This is a genomic window from Streptococcus tangpeifui (assembly GCF_011038795.1).
Taxonomy (GTDB): Bacteria; Bacillota; Bacilli; order Lactobacillales; family Streptococcaceae; genus Streptococcus; species Streptococcus tangpeifui.
Map to the genome: position 1 here is coordinate 276,144 of NZ_JAAKDU010000001.1, position 25,111 is coordinate 301,254.

The window sequence follows — 25,111 nt, forward strand, 5'->3', positions numbered from 1 at the left end:
GCACTAACATCTTATGGGAAAATATTTTGGAACGGACGGAGTCCGTGGAGAAGCAAATATTGACTTGACACCAGAATTGGCTTTTAAACTGGGTCGTTTTGGCGGTTATGTCCTCAGTCAGCATGAAACCGATCGTCCGAGTGTTTTTGTAGCTCGTGATACCCGAATTTCAGGAGAAATGCTAGAATCTGCCTTGATTGCTGGTCTGCTATCAGTTGGAATCGAAGTCTATAAGTTAGGTGTCCTAGCAACTCCAGGTGTTTCTTATTTGGTAAGGACGGAAAAAGCCAGTGCTGGTGTCATGATTTCAGCCAGCCATAATCCTGCTCAGGATAATGGTATCAAGTTTTTTGGCGGTGATGGTTTTAAGCTGGACGATGACCGAGAAGCTGAAATTGAAGAACTGCTAGACGCTCCAGAAGATAAGCTTCCTCGTCCCTCGGCCCAGGGGCTGGGGACTCTGGTTGATTATCCAGAAGGTCTGCGTAAGTATGAAAAATTCTTGGTTGATTCAGGCACAGATTTAGAAGGTATGAAGATTGTCCTTGATACAGCAAATGGTGCGGCTTCAGTTTCTGCCCGTGATGTCTTCCTAGATTTAAATGCTGATATTACGGTTATAGGAGAAAATCCAGATGGTCTCAATATTAATGATGGTGTCGGTTCAACCCATCCCGAGCAGCTGCAGAAAGCTGTTAAAGAAGCAGGGGCAGAAATCGGTCTGGCCTTTGATGGCGATAGCGATCGTTTGATTGCTGTTGATGAAAACGGTCAGATTGTCGATGGTGACCGGATTATGTTTATCATTGGGAAGCACCTGTCGGAACAAGGTAAATTGGCTCAGAATACTATCGTGACTACCGTTATGTCCAATCTTGGTTTCCACAAGGCTCTTGATACGCAAGGAATTAACAAAGTTGTCACAGCTGTTGGTGACCGCTATGTGGTTGAAGAAATGCGGAAGAATGGCTATAATCTCGGCGGTGAGCAGTCTGGTCATGTTATTATCATGGATTATAATACGACTGGAGATGGTCAGCTGACGGCTATCCAGCTGACCAAGGTGCTCAAAGAAACTGGTAAGACCTTATCGGAGTTAGCAGCCCAAGTGACCATTTATCCGCAAAAATTAGTCAATATCCGTGTAGAAAATGGTATGAAAGATAGAGCTATGGATGTGCCGGTCATTGCTAACGTTATCGAAAAAATGGAAGCCGAGATGGCAGGCAACGGTCGTATCTTAGTTCGTCCCAGTGGTACTGAACCGCTTTTGCGGGTTATGGCAGAAGCACCGACCACCGAGGAAGTCGATTATTATGTTGATACCATTGTTAAGGTTGTTCAAGATGAGATTGGCTTAGACTGAAGTGAAGGAAATTAAAAGCTAATTAAGACAGTAGGCTTGGCCGTTAAGGTCAGGTCTTTTATATTAAATATACTAGGGTGAATTTTAAGCAAGCTGGAGTTGGAAAATCGTACGCTTGGATAAATTTTTGGCAGTCTGTAGTATTGGCAGTCGCAGTCAGGTCAAGAATTTTTTAAAGAAGCTGGTTCAGATTAACAGAAGATTGAAAGGTTTCACCCAAACGACAGATTGATGAATAGGGATATTAGGTCATTTTGCAGAAGAAGTCCTCAAACATGAGACCATTGTTTGCTACCTACTCAATAAAGGTGAGGATTAAACCATTATGCCTGTCCACTCTCTTATTCAGAAATTGAGGAGAAGTCAATACTGAATCATTCTCGAATTACTGAGTGAGACAGCTAGGCAAAAACAAGTTTTTCTTGTTGAGCACTTGGAATATAGATACGACTGGTCTTTTGCTCTTGAACAATAATGGCCCACTAGCCCATGCTTTGCTATCACCTCAACACCCTGTTGGTTTTATCAAATCTGAGGGACTGATGATGACCGAAGATGTAGAAGTTTTTTCCAAAGAATTGAGTTGAAAGGCTTGGTCTGTCAGTCAGCAACATTGCAGATCTTAGAAATCGACCAGACTGGTCAAACTAGCTTGGTGCCAATTCGGATTGCAGAAGGGAAGTTTCACCAGATTAAACGCATGGTAGCCAGTCGAGGTAAAAAAGTAGTGGAAATCAAACGATTGAGCACAGATTCCTTGTGTCTACCAAGGGATTTAGCTTAAGGTCATTATCACCGCTTATAATAGACTAGAACTTGGCTGATTTATCTGGCTTTCAAGTTGATTTGTAGGCCTAATCATGGTAAGATAGGTTAGAAAAATGCAATAAAGAGGTAGAAAATATGGCTTTTGGAGATAATGGCCCACGTAAGAAAACAGGATTTGAACACCTAACGCGCTTTGTTATGCTGATTATGATCATTGTAACGGTAGCTGCTATTGTTTTGGGAGCGCTGGCTGCTATTTTCTAATGTAAAGGCTGGGACAGAGGTGTTCTGGCCTTAAATTTTGTATGGGGTCAATAGGGGTAGAGATATAGGATAGTGATGAGATTCTCTATGCTTTGCTGAAAAGTCGAACATAGCGTTAGTTTAATGAGCCAGTAAAGTTAATCCGATAGATTAAGGTTGAACATGGAAAGAGTAAAAGGGCGGATTCAGCTCTTTTTCGCTGAGTGATACTCAAATAGCCTGCTCGGATGACGTACTGCTAGAGATTATGGAGAGCAGAGTCGGCTATCTGTCTTACTCCTTTTTTAGAATTTACAAGATAGGAACTAGTTTGAATGAGTATGTTTTTGGATACAGCTAAGGTCAGTGTCAAAGCTGGTCGTGGCGGTGATGGTATGGTGGCCTTTCGCCGTGAGAAATATGTCCCTAATGGTGGACCATGGGGCGGTGATGGCGGCAAGGGTGGCTCAGTCATCTTCAAGGTCGATGAGGGCTTGCGCACTCTGATGGATTTTCGTTATAACCGTAAGTTTAAGGCTAAAAATGGCGAAAAGGGAATGACTAAGGGCATGCACGGACGTGGTGCCGAAGACTTGATTGTCGCTATTCCACCCGGTACAACGGTACGAGATGCTGAAACTGGCAAGATTCTAACTGATTTAGTTGAGAATGGTCAAGAATTCGTGGTCGCTAAAGGTGGTCGCGGTGGCCGTGGAAATATTCGCTTTGCAACACCACGCAATCCGGCACCGGAAATCTCTGAAAATGGGGAACCAGGCGAAGAACGTGAGTTGCAGTTAGAGCTGAAGATTTTAGCAGATGTAGGACTGGTTGGCTTCCCGTCAGTCGGGAAATCGACCTTGCTTAGTGTCGTAACCGCAGCTAAGCCCAAAATAGGAGCCTACCATTTTACAACGATTGTGCCTAATCTTGGGATGGTACGTACCAAATCGGGTGAGAGCTTTGCTATGGCGGATTTACCTGGTCTTATTGAGGGGGCCAGTCAAGGTGTTGGACTTGGAACTCAGTTTCTCCGCCACATTGAGCGTACCCGCGTGATCCTGCATGTGATTGATATGTCTGCTTCTGAAGGACGTGACCCTTATGAAGATTACCTTTCTATCAACAATGAATTGGAAACCTATAATCTCCGTCTCATGGAGCGTCCGCAGATTATTGTAGCGAACAAGATGGATATGCCTGAGGCGCAGGACAATCTCAAGATTTTTAAGGAAAAACTCGCCGCTAACTATGATGAATTTGAAGACCTACCGATGATCTTCCCAATCTCAAGCTTGGCGCATCAAGGCTTGGAAAATTTATTAGAAGCGACGGCAGAGCTACTCGATCAAACGGATGAGTTCTTACTCTACAGCGAAGAAGATATGGAACAAGAGGAAGCTTACTATGGCTTTGAATCTGACGAACAGCCATTTGAAATTTCGCGTGACGATGATGCGACTTGGGTCTTGTCTGGGGCTAAACTGGAAAAGCTCTTTGTCATGACCAATTTAGAGCGTGACGAATCTCTTATGAAATTCGCTCGCCAGCTGCGCGGTATGGGGGTTGACCAAGCTCTGCGTGAGCGCGGTGCTAAAGATGGTGACCTCGTTCGTATTGGAAATTTTGAATTTGAATTTGTGGATTAACTTCTTTAGCGATCTTACTAGCTTGAAAAGCGAATTGTTTTTCTTACGCTGTAGCCTTTTAGATAGAGGGTGCTGTGAAGGCCGTGTATTAAGCAGGCCGCTTCAGTCTGGTTATTTACTAATTTAAATTCTAACACGTGAGGTATTTTTATGGGAGATAAACCAATATCATTTAAAGACAAGGATGGCGATTTTGTTTCCGCAGCTGATGTCTGGAATGCTGAAAAGTTAGAAGAATTATTTAACAAGCTTAACCCTAACCGTAAGCTGCGCTTAGAGCGAGAGAAAAAGGAAGCGGATCGGGCTGCTAAAAATAAAGGAGATGGAGAGTAGGGCAAAAACTCGTCCAGTATTCCTCTTTTGAAATAAACTCTTGGAGCAGTGTTGGAAGTAAGGCTTGTTGCTAGGCCAAGAAGTCTTACCCCTGCAATTTATTAGGTACTTTAGCACCAATGAGCCACTGCTGGCTGGTTTTCCTTTTGGAGCTTTTTGAAAGAGTTGGGAAGCAAAGGTTTTCATTTTAGCAATTCTTTATGACCAACTCTCATTCTACAAGCTATAGAATGTAAAACGAACAATGATGAATTTCACATGATTAAAATTCTAACATTGTTCGTTTTTTGATTAGTGGCTGAACTTTTGTCGCAGTTCTTCATTATTTTTGCCGGCTAAGTTTATCGTTGGTTAGTTGATAAGTCGTCTGGGTTACTTGCTCAATAAAAGTGCGGTCATGCGAGATGCTGATGATAGCACTGGGATAGTCTGCAAGAAGTCGTCTGATTTCTGGTTGGGAAGTAGGAGAGAAGTGTCGGGTCGGTTCATCAAGGAGCAGGACGTTATTGCGTTCAAAGACCATTTTTGCCAAGAAAAGCTTGGCTTTTTGTCCGCCTGATAACTCACTGATAGGATGGAGAATTTCCTTGCGATTGAATTTGAGACTGGCTAGTAGTGTGCGTGCTTCCTCTTCACGGCCGGTTTGACTGAGGAAGTTTAGGGCTGTCTGGTTTTGGTCAATTGTTTCTGTGTATTCTTGGGGGAGATAGCCAACAGAAATGCCGGTCTTAGCTGCCAAATCCTGATAGATTTTTCGGATGAGCATGGTCTTGCCAATTCCATTGCGACCGATGAGGGCAATTTTCTCTTGGCCTTTGATGGTTAGGTCAATGACTTGGCCTGTGATTAGCTTTTCTGCGTGATAGGATAGAAGTACTTTCTGAGTTGGCAAAGGTTCAATATCTGCAAAGAAGAGAGCAATTGTATCGGGGTTGTCAGGTAATTCAGTGAAGTTTTCTGCTTCTCGGTTAAAACGTTTTTCCCGTGATAGCAGGTTTTTCATTTTTTTAGAAAGCAGGCGTCCTTGAACGTCATTCTTTGTGACTGTTAGGTCGTGTCGTACTGCAGATTTGGCACGATTGAGTTTTTCTAAGCGTTCTTGTTGCTTCTCGCGCTCTTTCCGTGCTGTTTTTTCCTGCCTTATCCGTGCTTTCTGACGGTTGTTTTTGTAAGTCTTGTAATCAATAGCAGAGCTGGTCGATTGAGCTTGACTTCCCTTTTTGATTTGCTCCAAGTGAATGATATGGGTCGCAACCTTGCTGAGCAATTGTTCATCATGGGAGATAAAAAGAATCGTCAAGGGGCTTTGGGCGATAAAATGTTCCAACCAAGTAAAGGTTTCTATATCTAAATCGCTAGACGGTTCATCGAGCAAAAGCAGGTCGGGTTGATGGGCTAGAATTTTTAAGAGCTGGAGTTTGATTTTTTCACCACCTGAAAGTTGTCCGACCGTCTGTTTGTCGTCCTCAAAACGCTGACGGTCAAAGTGCAGGGTTGCCGCGAATTGATAAAGCAGGTGGAAGTCGAATAAGTCATAGTTTATGTCTTTGTAGAGGTAGTCCCTAATAGATAATTGATTGTCTTCCTGAGGTAAGGTTTGAGGCAAGTAGCCCATGGCACAGAAGTGATTGACGATCTGTCCTGATACGTTGGCATAATTTGCAATGAGCTCAGGCGAATAGATGTATTGGAGCAGAGTTGATTTGCCAGTGCCTTCTTCCCCGATAATTGCCACCTTGTCACCGGCATTGATGGTCATCGTTAATTTTTCAATCAGAGTATGCCAATCTTTCTCTTGGATAATGGTTAAATTTTGTATTTGTAGCATAAAAACCTCCGTACAGGGATTAAAAAAACAAGTCCTACCTTATCCAGTAGAACTTGTTTGGTTGCACAAAAAGGCCAGAAACTAGTCAAGTATCGGAATCAGTGCACACAAAAAATTTTCTTCTGGTTTAAGGATACTATCACTTTGGTGATTTCAATTCTAAACGAAAGGTCATCAAGCAATGACCGTAAAGAATTGAAATCAAATGAGAAGAAAATTAATTGTTCAATGCACCTTTACCTCCATTTATTCGTTTTTATTATAACATAAAGTTTTGGTAGGACAAGGAGTAGAAAAAGATTATTAATTGTGGAAATACGAAAAACACCTTGACATCGTCAGGGTGTTTTTCGGCTCTATAATATCTGTAATTCCTTTGTTTCTAGGCATTCAACACCTTGTCTAAAAATTCTTTAAGACGGGGATGCTGAGGATTATCAAAGATTTGCTCTGGGGAACCGTCTTCGAGGAACTGACCGCCATCGGTAAAGATAACTCGGTTGGCTACCTTGCGGGCAAAGCCCATTTCGTGGGTAACAATCAGCATGGTCATACCTTGTTCGGCTAGGTCTCGCATAACGTTGAGAACATCGCCGACCATTTCTGGATCCAAGGCTGAGGTTGGTTCGTCAAAAAGCATGATATCAGGGTTCATAGCGAGGCTACGTGCGATCGCCACCCGTTGTTTTTGTCCTCCTGAGAGGCTTTCGGGGCTGACATCACGCTTGTCGGAGAGACCTACCTTTGCCAACAGATCCATTCCAACTTTTTCAGCCTCTTCTTTGGAATACTTGCCTAATTCAATTGGAGCGAAGGTGATATTGTCTAAAACTGACATGTGGGGGAAGAGGTTAAAGTGTTGGAAAACCATTCCGATATTTTCCCGAACCTTATCGACATTGGTCTTCGGATCGGACAGTTCATAACCATCAACAAAAACTCGACCGCTGGTAATGCTTTCCAAGAGGTTGAGTGTCCTCAGGAAGGTTGATTTTCCCGAACCAGAAGGACCGATGATACAAACGACATCGCCCTCATTAAATTGGGCATTGATGCCCTTCAAGACTTCATTGTCCCCATAAGATTTATGAAGGTCTTGCACATCAATTTTCAAGTCTGCCATTATTTCAGCTTCCTTTCTAATCGTTTTGCCAAGCGGGTCAAGAGAGTAATGATGACCAGATAGATGATCGCGAGAATCGCGTACATTCGGAAGGACTGGTAGTTGCGGGCAATGATAATCTTACCAGTTTGGAAGAGTTCAACCAGACCGATTGCTGAGACGATAGTTGTATCTTTCAGCGAGATAACGAATTGGTTAATGAAATTTGGTAACATCACACGGACAGCTTGTGGTAGGATAACCTTACGCATGGTTGTGCGGTAAGAAATACCTAAGCTTCGGCTGGCTTCCATTTGTCCTTTCGGCACGGCCTCGATACCGCCGCGAACGATTTCTGCGATATAGGCCGCAGCATTGAGGGAAAGGGCGATGGTAGCGGCCACGAAATCGTTGATAGGTGATTGATGGCCAGTGATGGATTCAATCAGGTTTGGAATCCCCCAGTAGATGAAAGCTGCTACAATCATCAGCGGGATACCGCGCACCACATCGACGAAGATGCGAGAGATAGTCTGCAGGGTCTTGTTAGGAGCGACAGCCATCATACCGAAGATAATGCCGATAACCATGGCAATAGCGAAGGAGAGGAGGGTCAGGGTAACTGTGATTCCAAGACCTTGCAAGAGTTGCTTGTAATTGTTTTGGATGAGGCCGATAATGGTAGTTTCATCAGCGGTTTTCTTCTTACTTTCTTTGTCGCTGGCCAGATATTTATTGACAATCTTATCGTATTTGCCTGATTTAACGAGAGAAGCTAGGCCGTTGTTGAACATTTGAATGAGTTCAGGATTAGCCCCCTTCTTAACCGCGAAGCCAATGTCACCAGACTTTTCGCCCTTGATTGGGGTCTTGAATTTGCGGCCTTGCTTGATAGCATATTTGAGGACAGCTTCATCGTCCATCATAGCATCAACGGATCCATTTTGCAGGCTATCATAAAGAGTTGAGCCATCATCGTAGGCACGCACACTATAACCATACTGATTTGCATGCTGGGTCAACCAGTCGTAAGAAGCTGTTCCCTTCTTGGCACCGACAGTCTTTCCTTTGAGGTCAGCATATTTTTTTACGTTTGAATTGGCTGGAACCGCGATGATCGTATTAGCGGAGTAGTAAGCATCTGAGAAATCAAAGGTGTTCTTACGTTCATCTGTAATGGTCATGCCGGCGATAACGGCATCAGCCTGACTGGATTGAACGGCATTAAGGGCAGCGTCAAAACCAGGGAACTGCAATTTGACTTTAAAACCTTGTTGCTTAGCAATGGCTTTGATTAATTCAACATCAATACCGGTATAGCCACCAGAACCATTTTGGTATTCGAATGGAGCAAATGAAGAGTCCAAAACAATAGTATAGCTCTCCTTGACTGGTGTTGCTTTCTTGCTGGCGTCACCCGTTAAATGCAGACTAGCTGACGGTGTTTTAGAGTTTTCATTGACGGAATCTCCCAGCCATTTTTTCATGATCTTATCATAGGTTCCGTCTTTCTTCATAGCTGCCAGAGCTTTGTTGAAGTCCTTGATGAGGTACTCTTTTTTACTGCCTTTTTTGACGCCAAAGGCAAAGCTACCAACAGATTCACCATCCATATTCATATCGTACGGCTTACCTTGCTGGATAGCGTATTGAACCACAGGCTTATCATCCATAGCCGCATCAACAGCCCCTTGATCCAAGCTGTTATTCATCAGGTCGCTAGTATCGAAAGTTTTAACCGTATAGCCATATTGATCAGCATGTCGGTCCAACCAGTCTTGGGCAGCGGTACCATTTTTAACCCCAACAGTTTTGCCTTTTAATTGGTCGTAGCTGGTAATGCTAGTTGTTCCTGACTTGGTGTAAACAACGATTGAAGTATCATAGTAGGTGTCAGAAAATTTGAAGACCTTTTTGCGGGCCTCGGTCACGGTTGTCCCAGCCATAAGGCCGTCAGCCTGACCAGATTGAACGGCATTGACAGCAGCATCAAAGCCGGGATAGGTTTGTTTATAGTCCCAACCTGAACGTTTGGCGACTTCCTTAATGATGTCAACATCAATCCCTTTATAGGTTTGATCACTATCCTTAAATTCAAAGGGAGCGTAAGCTGTATCGGAAACGATGGAAATCTTTTCAGCAGCCTGAGCCCTTCCTGTAAAAATAAGAAGAGCGGACAAGACACTTAACATAAGCGCCAGAAGTTTTTTCTTCATGTTTGTCTCCTTATGGTAAATTTCCTCTCTATTTTACCAGAAAATAAGGCCTCAGGCAAATTTTTATTGATTTTATGTCAGAAAACCTAACACGTGATTTGGGTAAATTTTTTTAAGAGGTCCATAAACTGTGTTAAAATAGTAGTTAAAACAGGAGTAGAAAAGAAGACCATTATGATAGATAGAACAGATCAAAATACCTTTAAACTAGTATCAAAATACCAACCATCTGGCGACCAACCGCAAGCCATTGAGCAGCTGGTAGATAATATCGAGGGAGGCGAGAAGGCGCAGATTTTGCTGGGGGCGACAGGGACAGGTAAGACTTATACCATGAGCCAAGTCATCAGCAAGATCAATAAGCCGACCTTGGTCATCGCCCATAACAAGACCTTAGCAGGTCAGCTCTATGGAGAATTTAAGGAGTTTTTCCCTGATAATGCTGTCGAGTACTTTGTCTCTTACTATGATTATTATCAGCCAGAAGCCTATGTCCCCTCGTCCGATACCTATATCGAGAAGGATAGCTCGGTCAATGACGAAATTGATAAGCTCCGCCACTCAGCGACTTCAGCTCTATTAGAGCGCAACGATGTTATCGTTGTAGCCTCTGTCAGCTGTATCTACGGTTTGGGTTCGCCTAAGGAATATGCTGACAGTGTAGTCAGTCTACGGCCAGGTCAAGAAATCTCCCGCGATCAGCTTCTGAACGATTTGGTTGATATTCAATTTGAACGCAATGACATTGATTTCCAACGGGGGCGCTTCCGAGTTCGGGGCGATGTGGTTGAGGTCTTCCCAGCCAGCCGTGACCAGCATGCCTTTCGGATTGAATTTTTTGGAGATGAGATCGACCGCATCCGTGAGATTGATGCTTTAACAGGTCATAACCTTGGTGAAGTAGACCATCTGGCAATCTTCCCAGCTACTCACTTTATGACCAATGAAGAACACATGGAGACTGCTATCCGGAAAATCCAAGCCGAACTGGAGCAGCAGTTGCAGCTCTTTGAATCCGAAGGCAAGCTTCTGGAAGCTCAGCGTCTCAAACAGCGTACGGACTATGATATTGAGATGCTCCGTGAGATGGGTTACACCAATGGTGTCGAAAACTATTCCCGTCACATGGATGGGCGCAGTGAAGGGGAGCCGCCTTATACCTTGCTGGATTTCTTCCCAGAGGATTTCCTCATTATGATTGATGAAAGCCACATGACAATGGGACAGATCAAGGGTATGTACAATGGAGACCGCTCCCGCAAGGAGATGCTAGTTAATTATGGTTTCCGCCTGCCTAGTGCATTGGACAATCGTCCCCTACGTCGTGAGGAGTTTGAAAGCCATGTCCACCAGATTGTCTACGTGTCTGCCACGCCAGGTGACTATGAGATGGAACAGACTGACACAGTGATTGAGCAGATTATTCGCCCGACTGGTTTGCTTGATCCAGAAGTTGAAGTGCGGCCTACCATGGGGCAGATGGATGATTTGTTAGGTGAAATCAATGACCGTGTAGAAAAGGGTGAGCGTACTTTTATTACAACCCTGACTAAGAAAATGGCAGAGGACCTGACCGACTATCTCAAAGAGATGGGGGTTAAGGTTAAGTATATGCACAGCGACATTAAGACTCTGGAGCGAACGGAGATTATCCGCGACCTGCGTCTGGGCGTTTTTGATGTTCTCATTGGGATCAATCTCCTGCGTGAAGGGATCGATGTGCCTGAGGTCAGTTTGATTGCCATTTTGGACGCTGACAAAGAAGGATTCTTGCGCAATGAACGCGGCCTCATCCAGACCATTGGTCGTGCTGCTCGTAATAGCGAGGGTCACGTTATCATGTATGCCGATACGGTGACAGAGTCTATGCAGAAGGCTATGGATGAAACCGCTCGTCGTCGGCAAATTCAAATGGCTTATAATGAAGAGCACGGTATCGTTCCGCAAACGATCAAAAAAGAAATTCGGGATCTTATTGCTATTACTAAGACCAATGAGGAAACACAAGTGGCAGAGGAGATGGATGTATCGACCATGTCCAAGAAAGAACGTCAAGAAACCATCAAGAAGCTCCAAAAAGAGATGCAAGAAGCTGCCGAGCTGCTTGACTTTGAACTGGCCGCTCAGATCCGTGATATGGTGCTGGAACTAAAGGCGATGGATTAGTTGTTCAAGAAATAAAGTAGAAAGAGGACTGCTATGCAAGAGCCTGTTACAAAGCATAAATACTTATTTCAAGGGATTTTTGCCATTGCTGTTTGGTTTATTTTATTTGGCTTAACGGTTAATCTTGGTGTGTCTCATGATCTTCTCAGTCGTTATACGGATGAAAAGGGAGTGATTATCGGTGGTGTGCTGCTTAATTGTGTAGGGCTGGCAGTTCTTGCTTTTAGTCACCGCCAATGGACTGAATCTCTCATAGCGGTCAGGCAAAAGAAAACATACCTGCTTTATCTCATCTTACTGCTGGCTGCTGGGAGTGTGCTGCTGCATTATCACTGGACGGGACTGCCGGCGGTCTACTATTTACTTTTTACGACAGTATCTGTAGTTTGGCAGGATTACCTTACTTTTGGTCTTTTGCAAAATTATTTGCGACAGCGCTTCTCTTTTAAACAAGTTTTAATCCTATTGCCAGCACTGTTTATTTTGGCGCATCTATTCTATGTTTCTCACTTTTGGCGTAACCTCTTTTTATTAGCTTTAACGGCATTGATGGCTCTGCTTTTTACTTATTTGAGAGAAAAAACGCAGACCTTGCACTGGCTGATTTTTCTTCATTTAATGTTTTATTTTGTGACAGCTTAGAATGTACTTCATGGTCAATACAAAAATGCTGTAAAATAGGGCAATTTCCAAAAATGCTACGGAAAGTAGCAGCAGTGTTAGTGAATGTTATCAAGGATTGCTCGTTTGTGGTGCTTCTTTTGATTAAACTTGGATTGTTCATCAGTAACCAATAATTTTTAGGGGAAGATGCATATAATATTTGAAACACGCTTGCGTGATTATCGTAAACAGTTAGTTAGGGTTATCGCAGGAAAAATTAGCAGAAGAACGCCATATCTTTATGCTGACCCCCTCCCAGATCTGATGGCGGTTTTAGAAAATAGCGATGATGCTATTGACATGTATCTACATTACCTACCTGAGAAGATTTAAGATTGGCGGGAGAAAATTAAGCGTAGTGACTTAGCTGTTGAAGGGACTAAAATTACCAGATCTCCACTTAAATGAAATACAAGAAGCCGCCGAGCTGCTTGACTTGGAATTGGCCGCCCAGATCCGTGATATGGTGCTGGAACTAAAGGCGATGGCTTAGAAATGAGAAGGGGTTACTCTGTTGGTTGCCCTCTCTAAAAAGGTAAAAAACAGAGCTACTGCCTGAAGCTAGCTCTGTTTTTTCTGACAAATAAAACCGATATAGGATGGGGTATCTTTAATGGTAATTTTGGTAAAACCTTGTTGGTTTAGTAGAGCAACAAAGTCGTTTGGATCACTGTAGGCCGGTAAATGATAATTGATTTTGTCCTTTTCGCTGCTGATAAGGAGTTTCCCCTCCTTTCTTAAAACGCGTGCGCATTCTGCCAGACCTTTAGCGAGTTCATCCCAATAGATGTGGGTCTGTGTCGCCACAATGAGGTCAAAACATTGGTCTGGAAAAGGGAGTCTAGTGACATCGGCTAGACTGAGGTGAACTTGTCCTTTTTGGATGAGTTGCCGATTCACTTTGCTCGCTTGTTTATAGGCTTCTCTAGAAATGTCAATGCCATGAATTGTTGATTTTTCAGTCATTGAAGCTAGGTTTTGGATGTTAATGCCGCCGCCAAAGCCGATATCAAGAATTCTAGCGCTTTGTGGTATAGTCGTTAAATTCAGCGTCCAAAGGCTCAGTTTTTGAAAATAAGTTGACCAGATTTTAGTGAGGATACGCCCACCAAGGCCAGAAGGACTTTTGCTTTGTGCTATTAAATAATTGATAATAGTAGACATGATGGTTTCATTATACCCATTCTCCTAGCCGTGTCAATCGTAAACAGTTGGTAATCGTTGCAAGCAAGAATGGCTCTTGTTTTTGGGTAGGGAATGCAGGTATATTCATAAAACGTAAGAAGGGGAGAATTATAATAGATGAGAGCTCTTGAATAGTAAGCAAGTGCTAACGGTTAACTTAATGGCTGAAAACGATTTGAAAAATTAGAAAGTGACATCATAAGGTAGGTGTAAACAACTCTAGCCAGAGATAAGGCTTCCCTCAGCCGCCTTTCATTTTGCTTTTAGTCGTGATAGAATAATAGCTAATTTAAAGTAATACTCAATGAAAATTCAAAATAGACAAGGCAACGAACTGCAGACAGTAATGGCGTAAGGCAAACTGAGTTGACGAGGGCTATTTTGATTGTTGAAGAGTATGAAAAGGAAGTGTTCTCATGCCTCTTGGCGTTATTGTAAACAGTCTGTCCATTATCTTAGGCGGTCTTTTAGGCGGTTTATTTGGTCATCATTTGGATGATACCTTCAAAGAGAAGATGAATATGATTTTTGGGGTATGTTCCATGGGGATGGGGATTACCTCCATCACCAAAATGTCCTATATGCCTGCCGTTGTTTTTGCGGTTGTTTTGGGGACCATCGTTGGTCTCCTCCTTGATTTTGATCGTCTGCTTTTTAAGGGTGGATTTATCATGCAACGCTACATGTCTAAAGTTTTTCCCAAACAACCCGATATGCCTAGGAAGCAATTTCTCAATTCCCTCGTAACCGTCATCGTTCTCTTTTGTGCCAGCGGAACTGGTATCTATGGGAGTTTGGTCAACGGAATGACAGGAGATGCCTCCATCCTGATTTCTAAATCTATTCTGGATTTTTTCACAGCAGCAATCTTTGCTTGTAACTTAGGATATGTAGTGGCTGCTATCGCTCTGCCTCAGTTTGTTATTTTCACGGCTCTCTTTTATTTAGCCGGTATCATTGTTCCCCTAACAACACCAGCGATCATCGGTGATTTCACAGCATGCGGTGGTTTTCTGATGGTAGCAACAGGATTTCGGATTATTCAGGTCAAGATGTTCCCGACCGCTGACATGATCCCAGCCATGGTTTTAGTGATGCCTATCAGTTGGCTTTGGATAACCCTTGTTTTGCCTCTTTTGTAGAAAGGAAAGAATTTTTATGTCTCGTGCGTCTCAAGTTATTCTAACCAATATGTGCCTAATTGAAGATGGTAAGGGCAATATTGTTATGCAAATTCGTGACCCCAAACGCTATTCTTGGTCAGGAGCCGCCCTGCCTGGCGGTCATGTAGAAGGTAGGGAATCTTTCCACGATTCGGTAGTACGAGAAATTCGGGAAGAAACAGGTTTGACCGTGGAAAATCCTCGTCTGGTTGGTCTGAAGAATTGGCACACTGAGGAAGGCATTCGCTATATTGTTTTTCTCTATAAGGCTGAATCCTATTTCGGACATCTGCGTTCTTCTGATGAGGGAGAAGTTCGTTGGGTGAATCGTCAGGAACTGCCAGAGATGGATTTGGCTTATGATATGTTGGCCTTACTCAGAGTCTTTGATGAAACAGAACTGTCGGAATATTTTTATCACGATAAAATCGATGGCGAGTGGCAGAAGACGTTTTACTAGACCTGCGATTTTATGCAGAATTCCACTGTCTAATCCGTAGATTCATCTTGACAGATGTATTTTTATAAGCTAGAATAGTATAAAAATTAAGGACGATAGAACTTAAGCCCGCCCTTTTCAACAATGGAGAATTCTATGTCAATTAAAAAAATAGTTACAGTTGCCCTGCTGGCCTTAATGTCAGTCAGTCTGGTAGCTTGTTCGCATTCATCGAAATCGGCTCAGGAGGACACTTCTCTGTCGGATGTCCAGAAGCGAGGCACGCTAGTTGTCGCCACCAGTCCTGATTTTGCACCTTTTGAGTTTAAACGATTGGTCAACGGTAAGGATACAGTTGCTGGCGTTGATGTTGAGCTTTCTAGGGAAATTGCTAAGGAATTGGATGTCGATGTTCATTTTTTAACAGTGTCTTTCACGAATGTTTTGGGAAGTGTATCTATTGGTAAGGCTGATTACGGGATCTCGGGGATTTCTGTCACTGAGGAACGTAAAAAAGCTTTTGAATTTACCGAACCGTATTTTGAGTCTAAAAATGTTGTAATTATTCGCAAGGCTGATTTGGCTAAATATACTTCGGTTGACAGCTTTGCTGGAAAATCTGTTTCTGCGCAAAAGGGTACTATCCAAGAGGGAGTGCTAGCTGATCAAATTCCAAAGGCTTCGGCTGTCTCTCTTACTCAAAATAGCGAGGGTGTTAATGAGTTGAAGAGCGGTCAAATCGAGGGTATCGTCATGGAGAGCGCCATTGCTCAAGGGTATGTTTCCAGCAATGATGATCTTACTGTGGCAAATATTACTCTCAAAAAAGTTGATGGGTCTTCCTATGCCATTGCCCTGCCAAAGGGATCAATAGCTCTGCGAAACCGCATCAACGGTATCATCAAGAAACTGAAAAAGGAAGGTAAGATTGATGATTATGTTAAGAAGGCTAACCAAGAATCGGAAGCTGGAAAATAAAATCATTAGAAGCTGAGAATTTTCCAGCTTTTTTTCTATGTCAGACGAACGTCTGCTTTTCCAGAAAGCTAATTTACTTTGACAAGGTAACAAAGAGTTAACATTTTTTCATAAATGACTTGTAAGTATTGACATTCCTGCTAAAATTCGTTATTCTAATGGGGAACGTAAAAAGCGTTACATTATTCTTGAGGAGGTGAAATCCATGGCAAAAACAGTGGTACGTAAAAACGAATCACTTGACGACGCTCTTCGTCGTTTCAAGCGTTCAGTCACAAAAGCGGGAACTCTTCAAGAGGCTCGTAAACGTGAACACTATGAAAAACCTTCTGTAAAGCGGAAACGTAAGTCAGAAGCAGCTCGCAAACGTAAAAAATTCTAAGTGAGCTGAACAAACAGAAAAATCCTTAGTCGGCGTGGCTGAGGATTTTTGTTGTCTGAAAAAGTGCCGGCAGGCAGCCTGCGTTAGAGCCTGGTTAGTAGCCTCCAGTAAAGATATAAAAAAGCCTAGCTCATAGGAGCCAGACTTGGATTGTTTAGCTTATTTTTCTTTAGCCAAAAGATCGCGGATTTCAGTAAGCAATTCTTCTTGTGAAGGACCGGCAGCTTCTGCAGCTTCGTCTTCTTGCTTTTTGTTGAGAGCGATGGCTTTGTTGCCAGCTTTAACTATGAAGAAGAGGGTCGTTCCGACGATAAGGAAATTGAGAACAGCACTTAAGAAGCTTCCATACGTGATACCATTCCAAGTCAGTTTGGAGAGATTTTCAACACCAGCAGCCTTGACAACTGGATTTAAGATAAGTGGTGTGATGATATCACCAACTAATGAAGTTATGATGGCGTTGAAAGCAGCCCCCATAACAACGGCTACAGCAAGATCAAGGACATTGCCCTTGAATAAGAAGTCTTTTAATTCTTTAATCATTTTAAAAAATTGATTTCCTTTCAAAATTTGATACTTGTCCAGTATAGCGAAAAGAGATCGGGCAAGTCAAGGGAATTGCCTAGAAAAAGTAATTGTTATAAGTATTTAATTTCCGTGTTATATTGAGTATCGTGCAATGGAACTTTTGATATTTTACAAGACTTAGGGAAACGTGTTATAATAAGGGGTAAAACTAAAATTATCTTTTAGTAGGGAGGTAATGACATGGCCCTTGATAAATCAGTTATTTCTGAGATTAAGCATAACGTCAATATTGTTGATGTGATTGGTGAAGTGGTCAGTCTGACAAAGTCAGGTCGAAATTACTTGGGCCTTTGTCCCTTCCACCAAGAGAAAACCCCTTCTTTTAATGTTATTGAGGACAAGCAGTTCTTTCATTGTTTTGGCTGTGGCAAGTCAGGGGATGTCTTCAAATTTCTAGAAGAGTATCGCCAAATTACTTTCATGGAAAGTGTCAAGATTCTCTCTGAAAGAATTGGCATGGATTTAGCCATTGAACCATCGCATCAACAGACTAAGATCCGTCAGAACCCTCATCAGAAGCTCTTTGATATCAATCAGGATGCTAGCAAGTTTTATCAGGCCGTTTTGAAGACGACTAAGATCGGAGAAGCAGCTAAGCAATACCTTTATGATCGGGGGCTAGATGACCGGCTGATTGATTACTTCAATATCGGTCTGGCTCCTGATGAATCGAATTATCTCTATCAAAGTTTGTCCCCTCGTTACGATGAAGATACTATCCTCAATTCTGGCCTTTTCAATTTATCAGAAGCTGGTTCGATCTTTGATAGTTTTCGCAATCGGATTATCTTTCCACTGACGGATGAGAATGGGCATGTGATAGGCTTTTCGGGTCGGATTTGGACTCAGGCTGATCAAGATCGCAAAGAAGCTAAATATAAGAATACTAGAGCAACGACCCTCTTTAATAAATCCTATGAATTGTACCATCTGGATAAGGCTAAGCCGGTGATGACTAAGAGTCATGAAGTTTACCTGATGGAAGGATTCATGGATGTTATTGCTGCTTACCGAGCTGGTATTGAAAATGCGGTAGCCTCTATGGGTACAGCTCTGACACCTGAGCATGTCAGTCACCTGAAAAAATTCACCAAAAAGGTCATCTTGACCTATGATGGTGATAACGCTGGTCAAAATGCTATTGCCAAGTCGCTGGCCATTTTGCAGGATTTGACAGTTGAAATCGTTCGAATGCCCAATCAGATGGATCCTGATGAATTTATCAAGGCCAACTCGGCTCAAGAGCTAGCCAAACTCCTGAGTCAGTCGAGAATTTCCAGTACAGAGTTTTGGATTCAATACCTCAGACCGGAAAATGTTGATAATCTACAAGCGGAGATTGCCTATGTTGAGAGAATTGCTAAAATTATCGCTGGGGTAACTTCCATTACTGCTCAGAATACCTATATCAATATGGTGGCTGAGAGTTTGCCAGACTTTGATTATTTTCAGGTGGAGCAGTCGGTTAATAATGAACGGTTGAAATTGCGGGCTGGTGCAGGAGGCAATCAGCTTAATGAGCCTAGAACAAGTTCGGGTCCGCTTCTAACTGAGTTGCCAGTCAGTAAGACCTTGACAGCTATTCAGCGGGCTGAAAACCAACTCTTCTATCGTCTGCTTCAATACGATTATCTTCTCAATGAGTTTCGCAATCGAGACGATTTTGCATTTGAAAGCCCACAACTTGCAAGTCTTTATCAAATCTTATGTCAGAAGGGGGAAATTTCTGATTTAGATTTGGCTCAGATGGCGGATGATTTACGTCAGGCCTACTACAGTGTTCAAGAAGAAGATTTGCCTGAGGAGTTAGCTGATGGTGAGATAACTGGTTTAGAGCAGCGCATAGAAAAATACCGTCAGGAACAGGATTTGCGCAAACGCAGTAAATTTATCCGTGATAGCAGTAATCATGGGGATGATGAAAGAGCCTTGTTAGAGTTTCAGGCTCTCGTTGCTCAGAAGAAAAATATGGAATAGAGGAAACTATGGCAAGTAAAAAAACAAATACAACCTTTAACGTACAAGTTGCTGACTTTATTCGCAATCATAAGAAGGAAGGAACAGCCATTGACGACGAAGTCACTGAAAAATTGGTTATTCCTTTTGTTCTTGATGCTGACCAAATCGATGATCTGTTGGAGCGCTTGACTGATGGTGGTATTTCTATTACTGATAAAGATGGTAATCCATCTAGTAAGTACGTAATTGAAGCCCCTGAACCAGAAGAGCTGACAGATGAAGAACTTATTGGCAGTAATTCTGCCAAAGTCAATGATCCTGTCCGCATGTATCTTAAGGAAATCGGGGTTGTGCCTCTTTTGACTAATGATGAGGAAAAAGAATTAGCCATTGCTGCTGCTGAAGGTGATTTGATGGCTAAACAGCGGCTGGCTGAAGCTAACTTGCGTTTGGTGGTTTCTATTGCTAAGCGTTATGTTGGACGTGGAATGCAGTTCCTTGATTTAATTCAGGAAGGTAATATGGGACTGATGAAGGCTGTGGATAAATTTGACTATTCCAAAGGTTTCAAATTCTCAACCTATGCTACTTGGTGGATCCGTCAGGCCATCACTCGGGCTATCGCTGACCAAGCCAGAACTATTCGGATACCTGTTCACATGGTTGAAACCATCAATAAATTGGTCCGTGAACAGCGCAATCTCCTGCAAGAATTGGGACAAGACCCAACTCCGGAACAAATTGCAGAACGTATGGATATGACCCCTGATAAGGTTCGGGAAATCCTCAAGATTGCTCAAGAACCAGTTTCTCTGGAAACTCCTATTGGAGAAGAAGATGATAGCCATCTGGGAGATTTTATCGAAGATGAAGTTATTGAAAATCCCGTTGACTACACGACTCGGATTGTCCTGCGGGAGCAACTCAATGATGTTTTGGATACTTTGACCGACCGTGAAGAGAATGTGCTACGTTTGCGTTTTGGTCTTGATGATGGTAAGATGCGGACCCTAGAAGATGTTGGTAAAGTCTTTAACGTAACCCGTGAGCGAATTCGGCAAATTGAAGCTAAGGCTCTCCGAAAGCTTCGCCACCCAAGCCGCAGCAAGCAACTTAAAGACTTTATGGAGGATTAAAAACCTCTAGTGGGGGTTTTTAACTGCCGCCTAAAAATGGGGAGGCGACGCCTGTCCAGTGGGTGCTTTTGATGTCACCTAAAAATTAGAAAGTGACCATACCTAGTGGAAGATTTTAACTGTGGCACGCAGTTTGACTAGTTAATAGTGCTAATCAAACGGAGGCAGTATGGGAGAACGGAAAGCCACTCTGGCGATTATTGTAACTCACTTTTGAGACTAGCAGTTAGAGACTGAGACAGGTCCAGTGAAAAATTGATTGCTTCTTCAGGCTTGCAAGTGCTCTCTATTCGTTTAATAGCCTACCTATTGCTTAGATAAGGTGTCAGACTCTTATCCCTTGACAGAAAGGATAGTTTTGATGTCAGAGAAAAAATATACAGAACAAGAAGTTGAAAAAATCAAAGACCATATTCTTGAGGTTCTGGAAATGGTGATTGACCCAGAATTAGGTATTGATATTGTTAATCTTGGTCTGGTTTATGAGATTCGTTTTGAGGATAGTGGTTATACCGAAATCGATATGACCTTGACAACCATGGGATGTCCTTTGGCTGATCTTTTGACTGACCAGATTTATGATGTCATTCAAGAGGTCAAGGAAGTAACCAAGGTTGAAGTCAAGTTGGTTTGGACACCGGCTTGGACTATCGATCGTATGAGTCGCTATGCTCGCATCGCATTGGGAATTCGCTAGATAGGACTAGAAGTATGAAAAAGTTGAGTATCGTTGTGCCTTGTTATAATGAAGAAGCAACCATCTATCCGTTTTTAGCTGAGACACAAAAAGTAGAACAGGCTATGGCTGGAGAGTTGGTCTTTGATTATCTCTTTGTCAATGATGGTTCAAAGGACCAAACTCTGCAGGTCTTACGTGAGGTGAGTCAAAAGTTTGCGAATGTTCATTATTTGTCTTTTTCTCGTAATTTTGGCAAGGAAGCTGCGCTATTGGCTGGTTTAGAGGCTGCTGATGGCGATTTGATAACTGTCATGGATGCGGATTTACAGGATCCCCCCGAACTCTTACAAGATATGTATCAAAAAGTTCAAGAAGGGTTTGATGTGGTCGGAACTCGTCGGGCAGACCGCAAGGGAGAACCTGTTATTCGATCATTCTTTGCGCGTGCCTTTTACTGGTTGGTTAACAAGATTTCTGATACTGAGATGGTTGACGGTGCACGGGATTTTCGTCTTATGACACGTCAGGTTGTTGATAGTATCTTGGAATTAGGAGAAGTCAATCGCTTCTCCAAGGGCCTTTTCTCTTGGGTTGGCTATGATGTCACTTATCTGCCCTATGAAAATCGTGAGCGGGTCGCAGGTGATACGTCTTGGAATTTTTGGTCCTTGCTGCGGTATTCGATTGATGGCTTTGTTAATTTTTCAGAAGCTCCGCTTAATCTGGCAACTTGGGCAGGTTTGACTAGCTTTGTTTTATCAATAGTTGCTATCTTGTTCGTAGTTATTCGACGACTAATTTTTGGCGATCCGGTCAGTGGTTGGGCATCAACTATCTCGATTATCATGTTTTTAGGCGGTCTTCAGCTCTTGGCTCTAGGTATTATTGGCAAGTACGTCGCTAAAATTTTCCTAGAAACCAAAAAGCGACCTGTCTATATTATTAAAGAAAAGGGGTGAAATTACCCCTTTTTTTTGTTAGAATAAGGAAGCAATAAAGTTTAGCAGGGCTGATGTTTGGCTTCTAACCTACTTGTAAGCCCTGTTTGTGCAAAGGAGAATTCAATGATTTTAATTACTGGAAGCAATGGACAATTGGGAACAGAATTGCGCTATTTGCTGGATGAAAGAAATGAAGAATATGTAGCTGTAGATGTGGCAGAAATGGATATTACGAATGCTGCCAAGGTTGATGAGGTCTTTGCACAGGTTAAGCCAAGTCTAGTGTATCACTGCGCAGCCTATACTGCGGTGGATGCGGCAGAAGATGAGGGAAAAGAGTTAGATTATGCCATCAACGTTATTGGGACCGAAAATATTGCTAAGGCTGCTGCTAAGTATGGAGCTACTTTGGCCTATATTTCAACCGACTATGTTTTTGATGGGCAAAAGCCTGTTGGAGAAGAGTGGTTGGAAACTGACCAACCTGACCCACAAACTGAATATGGTCGTACGAAACGTTTAGGTGAAGAAGCGGTTGAAAAATACTTGGATCACTACTATATTATTCGGACAGCTTGGGTTTTCGGTAACTACGGGAAAAATTTTGTCTTTACTATGCAAAATTTGGCTAAAACTCATTCTCGTTTGACAGTTGTCAATGATCAACACGGTCGTCCGACTTGGACCCGTACCTTGGCTGAATTTATGACCTATGTCACCGAAAATCAGAAGGACTATGGATATTATCATCTGTCCAACGATGCGACCGAAGACACTACGTGGTATGATTTTGCTAAGGAGATCCTCAAGGATACCGATGTCGAAGTGGCACCAGTTGATTCCAGTCAATTTCCTGCTAAAGCCAAACGTCCTTTGAACTCAACCATGAGTTTGACCAAGGCCAAAGCAACCGGATTTGTTATTCCAACGTGGCAAGAAGCTCTGCAGGAATTTTATAAACAAGAAAAGAAGTAATCACATGAGAACCTGAGTTTGTTAACGCAGGTTTTTTTAGGTGCCAGTGGAGGTGCGGTCACTGTTCACTAGGCTAGTAGGATAAGGTGCATAGGGAATTAGAGCGTTTCAAGTGGTCCTATCTTAAAATTTCGGGAGCTTTTGAAAGTTTAACGTCCTGATAATTTAGCTCAATCCCTGAAATGATAACCTATTTTATGGTATAATAGAGTGATTGTATTGCTAGAATGGAGAACTTGTGTATGCAACACGTTTTTATCATTGGAAGTCGGGGCTTGCCTGCTAAGTACGGAGGGTTTGAGACCTTCGTCCAAGAGTTGGTCAAGAATCGTCAATCTGATGACTTAATTTATCATGTTGCCTGCCTTTCTGATAAGGAAACTGGTCATCATTCTACATACATGGGAGCTGACTGTTATACGGTCAATCCGCCCCAGTTGGGTCCCGCCCGAGTGATTGTTTACGATATGCAGGCCATCAATTACGCATTGAAATTGATTAAGCAACGAGCTATCAAAAAGCCTATCTTTTATATCTTGGGCAATACAATTGGAGCTTTCATTGCTCCCTTTGCTCGTAAGATTCACAAGCTGGGTGGCCAGCTCTTTGTCAATCCAGATGGACTGGAATGGAAACGATCTAAGTGGTCGAAGCCAGTGCGGACTTATCTCAAATATGCTGAGAAAGTTATGACTAAGAAGGCTGATTTGATTATCTCGGATAACCAAGGTATTGAAGATTATATTCAAACTAGCTATCCTTGGTCTAAGACAACCTTTATTGCTTATGGAACTGACCTGACACCTTCTAGTTTGACAGCTGGATCGAGCGAGGTTAGAAACTTTTTTACCAAGTGGCAGACCGAAGAAAAGGGTTACTATCTGATTGTTGGTCGCTTTGTTCCTGAAAATAATTATGAAACGGCTATCCGGGAGTTTATGGCATCTGGTACCAAGAGGGACTTGGTTATCATTTGTAATCAGGAAGGCAATCCTTATTTTGAGGAGTTGCGACAAAAGACTAGTTTCGATCAAGATCCTCGCATCAAGTTTGTTGGAACAGTTTATGATCGTGACCTTTTGACTTATTTGCGTCAGGCCGCTTTTGCTTATATTCATGGCCATGAAGTTGGTGGGACTAACCCAGGTCTCCTAGAAGCTCTAGCACATACAGATTTAAATCTGGTTCTGGGGGTTGATTTTAACCAGAAGGTGGCTGGTCGGACGGCTTGTTACTGGACTAAGGAAGCTGGTGACTTAGCTGACTTGATTAATCAGGTGGATAGTCAAACGGATTTTAGTCAGCTCGGACAGGCAGCCAATCATCAAATGGCTGACAACTATACTTGGTCAAAAATTGTTAGGGAGTATGAGGAGTTGTTTTTAAATGAAAGTTAATATACTCATGTCTACCTACAATGGTCAGCGCTTCTTGGCTCAGCAATTGGACAGTGTCTTAAAACAGACCTACAAAGATTGGACCCTCTTGATTAGGGATGACGGTTCTAGTGATCGGACGCCTGAGATTATCGCAGATTATGCTAGTCGGGATTCTCGAATTCACTTTATCAATCCAGATAAGCGGGAAAATCTTGGAGTTGTCAAAAACTTTTATACCCTCCTTAAGTATCAAGAGGCTGACTTTTATTTTTTCTGCGATCAAGACGATGTCTGGTTGCCAGAGAAGTTGGAGGTTTGTCTCAAGGAAGGCCAGAAGTATTCTCAGACTGCTCCACTCTTGGTGTATACCGATCTTAAGATTGTTAATCAGGGTTTAGCAGTGCTACATGAAAGTATGATTAGGACTCAGTCCGACCATGCTAATACTAGCCTTTTGCAGGAATTAACGGAAAATACTGTTACTGGCGGTGTTGCTATGATTAATCAAGCAACTGCCGAAAATTGGAGAGGGAAAGACTTGGATAAAGTTATCATGCATGACTGGTACTTGGCTCTGGTGGCGGCAGCTAAAGGCACTCTGATCTATTTGGATCAGGCTACTGAGCTTTATCGTCAACATGATAACAATGTTTTAGGGGCACGAACATGGTCAAAGCGCATAAAAAATTGGCTGCAGCCACATAAGCTAATCGCTAAATATTGGTGGTTGATTGATGCCAGTCAAAAGCAGGCCAAACTTTTGTTGAATTTAGAATTGGCCTTGACTGAACGTCAGCTAATTGAAGCCTATGTTTATTTGCTCGATCAGTCTTGGCGTCAAAGACGACGTATCCTTAAACAGTACGGTTTCGCTAAAAATAGGCCTTTTCATACATTGGTCTTTAGAACTTTAGTCACAACGAAAATTGGTTATCGTCATTATCAGAAATATGGCTATCAAGCATAGGAGAAT

General features: G+C 42.6%; 23 protein-coding genes and 2 pseudogenes. 20 read left to right on the forward strand and 5 right to left on the reverse strand.

Features of this window, described 5'->3' with window-relative positions; genetic code table 11:
- Positions 1-13 precede the first annotated feature (13 nt).
- The 5 genes and pseudogenes from glmM (at position 14) to G7Y32_RS01290 (ending at position 4,359) form a co-directional block, all read left to right on the forward strand.
- Positions 14-1,366 carry a phosphoglucosamine mutase gene (glmM, locus tag G7Y32_RS01270; RefSeq protein WP_165209533.1) on the forward strand — a complete coding sequence of 451 codons (1,353 nt, stop codon included), beginning with the start codon at positions 14-16 and terminating at the stop codon, positions 1,364-1,366.
- Between the two features lie 106 nt (positions 1,367-1,472).
- Positions 1,473-2,218, forward strand: a pseudogene (locus G7Y32_RS10485) (pseudouridine synthase).
- A gap of 51 nt (positions 2,219-2,269) precedes the next feature.
- Positions 2,270-2,398 carry a DUF4044 domain-containing protein gene (locus G7Y32_RS01280; RefSeq protein WP_165209536.1) on the forward strand — a complete coding sequence of 43 codons (129 nt, stop codon included), beginning with the start codon at positions 2,270-2,272 and terminating at the stop codon, positions 2,396-2,398.
- Between the two features lie 314 nt (positions 2,399-2,712).
- Positions 2,713-4,026, forward strand: a complete 1,314-nt coding sequence (obgE, locus tag G7Y32_RS01285; RefSeq protein WP_165209539.1) for a GTPase ObgE — start codon at positions 2,713-2,715, stop codon at positions 4,024-4,026.
- 150 nt (positions 4,027-4,176) lie between these two features.
- Positions 4,177-4,359, forward strand: a complete 183-nt coding sequence (locus tag G7Y32_RS01290; RefSeq protein WP_165209542.1) for a hypothetical protein — start codon at positions 4,177-4,179, stop codon at positions 4,357-4,359.
- Between the two features lie 322 nt (positions 4,360-4,681).
- On the opposite strand, the gene G7Y32_RS01295 is transcribed toward G7Y32_RS01290, so the two are convergent.
- From G7Y32_RS01295 to G7Y32_RS01305, 3 genes are all read right to left on the reverse strand, one after another.
- The gene (locus G7Y32_RS01295) at positions 4,682-6,187 is read right to left on the reverse strand and encodes an ATP-binding cassette domain-containing protein (RefSeq protein ID WP_165209545.1); all 1,506 of its coding nucleotides are present in this window, start codon (positions 6,185-6,187) and stop codon (positions 4,682-4,684) included.
- 382 nt (positions 6,188-6,569) lie between these two features.
- Positions 6,570-7,310 carry an amino acid ABC transporter ATP-binding protein gene (locus G7Y32_RS01300; RefSeq protein ID WP_165209548.1) on the reverse strand — a complete coding sequence of 247 codons (741 nt, stop codon included), beginning with the start codon at positions 7,308-7,310 and terminating at the stop codon, positions 6,570-6,572.
- Positions 7,310-9,505 carry an ABC transporter substrate-binding protein/permease gene (locus G7Y32_RS01305; RefSeq protein ID WP_165209551.1) on the reverse strand — a complete coding sequence of 732 codons (2,196 nt, stop codon included), beginning with the start codon at positions 9,503-9,505 and terminating at the stop codon, positions 7,310-7,312. The genes G7Y32_RS01300 and G7Y32_RS01305 overlap by 1 nt, the downstream gene beginning before the upstream one ends.
- 174 nt (positions 9,506-9,679) lie before the next feature.
- Between G7Y32_RS01305 and uvrB the strand changes: the two genes are divergently transcribed.
- The 4 genes and pseudogenes from uvrB to G7Y32_RS10515 all read left to right on the forward strand — a co-directional run.
- Entirely contained in the window at positions 9,680-11,671 is a 1,992-nt protein-coding gene (gene uvrB, locus G7Y32_RS01310; RefSeq protein WP_165209554.1) for an excinuclease ABC subunit UvrB, read from the forward strand.
- 33 nt (positions 11,672-11,704) lie between these two features.
- A complete protein-coding gene (locus G7Y32_RS10305) occupies positions 11,705-12,313 on the forward strand; it encodes a CPBP family glutamic-type intramembrane protease (RefSeq protein ID WP_206221340.1) in 609 nt (202 codons plus the stop codon).
- A gap of 168 nt (positions 12,314-12,481) precedes the next feature.
- Positions 12,482-12,667, forward strand: coding sequence for a hypothetical protein (locus G7Y32_RS10310; protein ID WP_206221341.1), 186 nt, complete (start codon positions 12,482-12,484; stop codon positions 12,665-12,667).
- Between the two features lie 73 nt (positions 12,668-12,740).
- Positions 12,741-12,827 (forward strand): annotated as a pseudogene (locus G7Y32_RS10515) (UvrB/UvrC motif-containing protein); the annotation flags it as partial.
- Positions 12,828-12,895: 68 nt separating this feature from the next.
- Here the strand turns inward: G7Y32_RS10515 and G7Y32_RS01325 are convergent.
- A complete protein-coding gene (locus tag G7Y32_RS01325) occupies positions 12,896-13,498 on the reverse strand; it encodes a class I SAM-dependent methyltransferase (protein WP_165209557.1) in 603 nt (200 codons plus the stop codon).
- A gap of 437 nt (positions 13,499-13,935) precedes the next feature.
- Between G7Y32_RS01325 and G7Y32_RS01330 the strand changes: the two genes are divergently transcribed.
- From G7Y32_RS01330 to rpsU, 4 genes are all read left to right on the forward strand, one after another.
- Entirely contained in the window at positions 13,936-14,661 is a 726-nt protein-coding gene (locus G7Y32_RS01330) for a DUF554 domain-containing protein (protein WP_165209560.1), read from the forward strand.
- Positions 14,662-14,677: 16 nt separating this feature from the next.
- A complete protein-coding gene (locus G7Y32_RS01335; RefSeq protein WP_165209563.1) occupies positions 14,678-15,142 on the forward strand; it encodes an 8-oxo-dGTP diphosphatase in 465 nt (154 codons plus the stop codon).
- A 135-nt stretch (positions 15,143-15,277) separates the two neighbouring features.
- Positions 15,278-16,099 (forward strand): transporter substrate-binding domain-containing protein, encoded by an 822-nt coding sequence (locus tag G7Y32_RS01340; protein WP_165209566.1) that lies wholly within the window; start codon positions 15,278-15,280, stop codon positions 16,097-16,099.
- Positions 16,100-16,304: 205 nt separating this feature from the next.
- Positions 16,305-16,481: a 30S ribosomal protein S21 gene (rpsU, locus tag G7Y32_RS01345; protein ID WP_002963309.1), complete on the forward strand. Its 177-nt coding sequence runs from the start codon at positions 16,305-16,307 to the stop codon at positions 16,479-16,481.
- Positions 16,482-16,640: 159 nt separating this feature from the next.
- Here rpsU and mscL read toward each other — a convergent pair whose 3' ends face one another.
- Positions 16,641-17,024, reverse strand: coding sequence for a large conductance mechanosensitive channel protein MscL (mscL, locus tag G7Y32_RS01350; protein WP_040804486.1), 384 nt, complete (start codon positions 17,022-17,024; stop codon positions 16,641-16,643).
- A gap of 225 nt (positions 17,025-17,249) precedes the next feature.
- Here mscL and dnaG point away from each other — a divergent pair, with 225 nt between their 5' ends.
- From dnaG to G7Y32_RS01385, 7 genes are all read left to right on the forward strand, one after another.
- On the forward strand, positions 17,250-19,046 hold the full coding sequence (gene dnaG, locus G7Y32_RS01355) for a DNA primase (RefSeq protein WP_165209569.1): 1,797 nt from the start codon (positions 17,250-17,252) through the stop codon (positions 19,044-19,046).
- An 8-nt stretch (positions 19,047-19,054) separates the two neighbouring features.
- Positions 19,055-20,164 carry an RNA polymerase sigma factor RpoD gene (gene rpoD, locus G7Y32_RS01360; protein WP_165209572.1) on the forward strand — a complete coding sequence of 370 codons (1,110 nt, stop codon included), beginning with the start codon at positions 19,055-19,057 and terminating at the stop codon, positions 20,162-20,164.
- Between the two features lie 361 nt (positions 20,165-20,525).
- Positions 20,526-20,861: a metal-sulfur cluster assembly factor gene (locus G7Y32_RS01365; protein ID WP_165209575.1), complete on the forward strand. Its 336-nt coding sequence runs from the start codon at positions 20,526-20,528 to the stop codon at positions 20,859-20,861.
- Positions 20,862-20,875: 14 nt separating this feature from the next.
- Positions 20,876-21,802: a glycosyltransferase family 2 protein gene (locus tag G7Y32_RS01370; RefSeq protein WP_165209578.1), complete on the forward strand. Its 927-nt coding sequence runs from the start codon at positions 20,876-20,878 to the stop codon at positions 21,800-21,802.
- 105 nt (positions 21,803-21,907) lie between these two features.
- Complete coding sequence (rfbD, locus tag G7Y32_RS01375) at positions 21,908-22,759, forward strand: dTDP-4-dehydrorhamnose reductase (protein ID WP_165209581.1); 852 nt, start codon at positions 21,908-21,910, stop codon at positions 22,757-22,759.
- A 242-nt stretch (positions 22,760-23,001) separates the two neighbouring features.
- On the forward strand, positions 23,002-24,156 hold the full coding sequence (cps2T, locus tag G7Y32_RS01380; RefSeq protein WP_165209584.1) for a beta 1-4 rhamnosyltransferase Cps2T: 1,155 nt from the start codon (positions 23,002-23,004) through the stop codon (positions 24,154-24,156).
- Positions 24,146-25,105, forward strand: a complete 960-nt coding sequence (locus G7Y32_RS01385; RefSeq protein WP_165209587.1) for a glycosyltransferase family 2 protein — start codon at positions 24,146-24,148, stop codon at positions 25,103-25,105. The genes cps2T and G7Y32_RS01385 overlap by 11 nt, the downstream gene beginning before the upstream one ends.
- Positions 25,106-25,111: the final 6 nt, after the last annotated feature.

Excerpts from the sequence above, each read along its gene's own strand:
- G7Y32_RS01295 (WP_165209545.1), bottom strand. The coding sequence starts at position 6,187 with ATGCTACAAATACAAAATTTAACCATTATCCAAGAGAAAGATTGGCAT.
- G7Y32_RS01340 (WP_165209566.1), top strand. The coding sequence starts at position 15,278 with ATGTCAATTAAAAAAATAGTTACAGTTGCCCTGCTGGCCTTAATGTCA.
- rpsU (WP_002963309.1), top strand. The coding sequence starts at position 16,305 with ATGGCAAAAACAGTGGTACGTAAAAACGAATCACTTGACGACGCTCTT.
- G7Y32_RS01305 (WP_165209551.1), bottom strand. The coding sequence starts at position 9,505 with ATGAAGAAAAAACTTCTGGCGCTTATGTTAAGTGTCTTGTCCGCTCTT.
- uvrB (WP_165209554.1), top strand. The coding sequence starts at position 9,680 with ATGATAGATAGAACAGATCAAAATACCTTTAAACTAGTATCAAAATAC.
- rpoD (WP_165209572.1), top strand. The coding sequence starts at position 19,055 with ATGGCAAGTAAAAAAACAAATACAACCTTTAACGTACAAGTTGCTGAC.
- cps2T (WP_165209584.1), top strand. The coding sequence starts at position 23,002 with ATGCAACACGTTTTTATCATTGGAAGTCGGGGCTTGCCTGCTAAGTAC.
- obgE (WP_165209539.1), top strand. The coding sequence starts at position 2,713 with ATGAGTATGTTTTTGGATACAGCTAAGGTCAGTGTCAAAGCTGGTCGT.
- mscL (WP_040804486.1), bottom strand. The coding sequence starts at position 17,024 with ATGATTAAAGAATTAAAAGACTTCTTATTCAAGGGCAATGTCCTTGAT.
- G7Y32_RS01385 (WP_165209587.1), top strand. The coding sequence starts at position 24,146 with ATGAAAGTTAATATACTCATGTCTACCTACAATGGTCAGCGCTTCTTG.
- G7Y32_RS01370 (WP_165209578.1), top strand. The coding sequence starts at position 20,876 with ATGAAAAAGTTGAGTATCGTTGTGCCTTGTTATAATGAAGAAGCAACC.
- G7Y32_RS01365 (WP_165209575.1), top strand. The coding sequence starts at position 20,526 with ATGTCAGAGAAAAAATATACAGAACAAGAAGTTGAAAAAATCAAAGAC.
- G7Y32_RS01300 (WP_165209548.1), bottom strand. The coding sequence starts at position 7,310 with ATGGCAGACTTGAAAATTGATGTGCAAGACCTTCATAAATCTTATGGG.
- rfbD (WP_165209581.1), top strand. The coding sequence starts at position 21,908 with ATGATTTTAATTACTGGAAGCAATGGACAATTGGGAACAGAATTGCGC.
- glmM (WP_165209533.1), top strand. The coding sequence starts at position 14 with ATGGGAAAATATTTTGGAACGGACGGAGTCCGTGGAGAAGCAAATATT.
- G7Y32_RS01280 (WP_165209536.1), top strand. The coding sequence starts at position 2,270 with ATGGCTTTTGGAGATAATGGCCCACGTAAGAAAACAGGATTTGAACAC.
- G7Y32_RS10310 (WP_206221341.1), top strand. The coding sequence starts at position 12,482 with ATGCATATAATATTTGAAACACGCTTGCGTGATTATCGTAAACAGTTA.
- G7Y32_RS01290 (WP_165209542.1), top strand. The coding sequence starts at position 4,177 with ATGGGAGATAAACCAATATCATTTAAAGACAAGGATGGCGATTTTGTT.
- dnaG (WP_165209569.1), top strand. The coding sequence starts at position 17,250 with ATGGCCCTTGATAAATCAGTTATTTCTGAGATTAAGCATAACGTCAAT.
- G7Y32_RS10305 (WP_206221340.1), top strand. The coding sequence starts at position 11,705 with ATGCAAGAGCCTGTTACAAAGCATAAATACTTATTTCAAGGGATTTTT.
- G7Y32_RS01325 (WP_165209557.1), bottom strand. The coding sequence starts at position 13,498 with ATGTCTACTATTATCAATTATTTAATAGCACAAAGCAAAAGTCCTTCT.
- G7Y32_RS01330 (WP_165209560.1), top strand. The coding sequence starts at position 13,936 with ATGCCTCTTGGCGTTATTGTAAACAGTCTGTCCATTATCTTAGGCGGT.
- G7Y32_RS01335 (WP_165209563.1), top strand. The coding sequence starts at position 14,678 with ATGTCTCGTGCGTCTCAAGTTATTCTAACCAATATGTGCCTAATTGAA.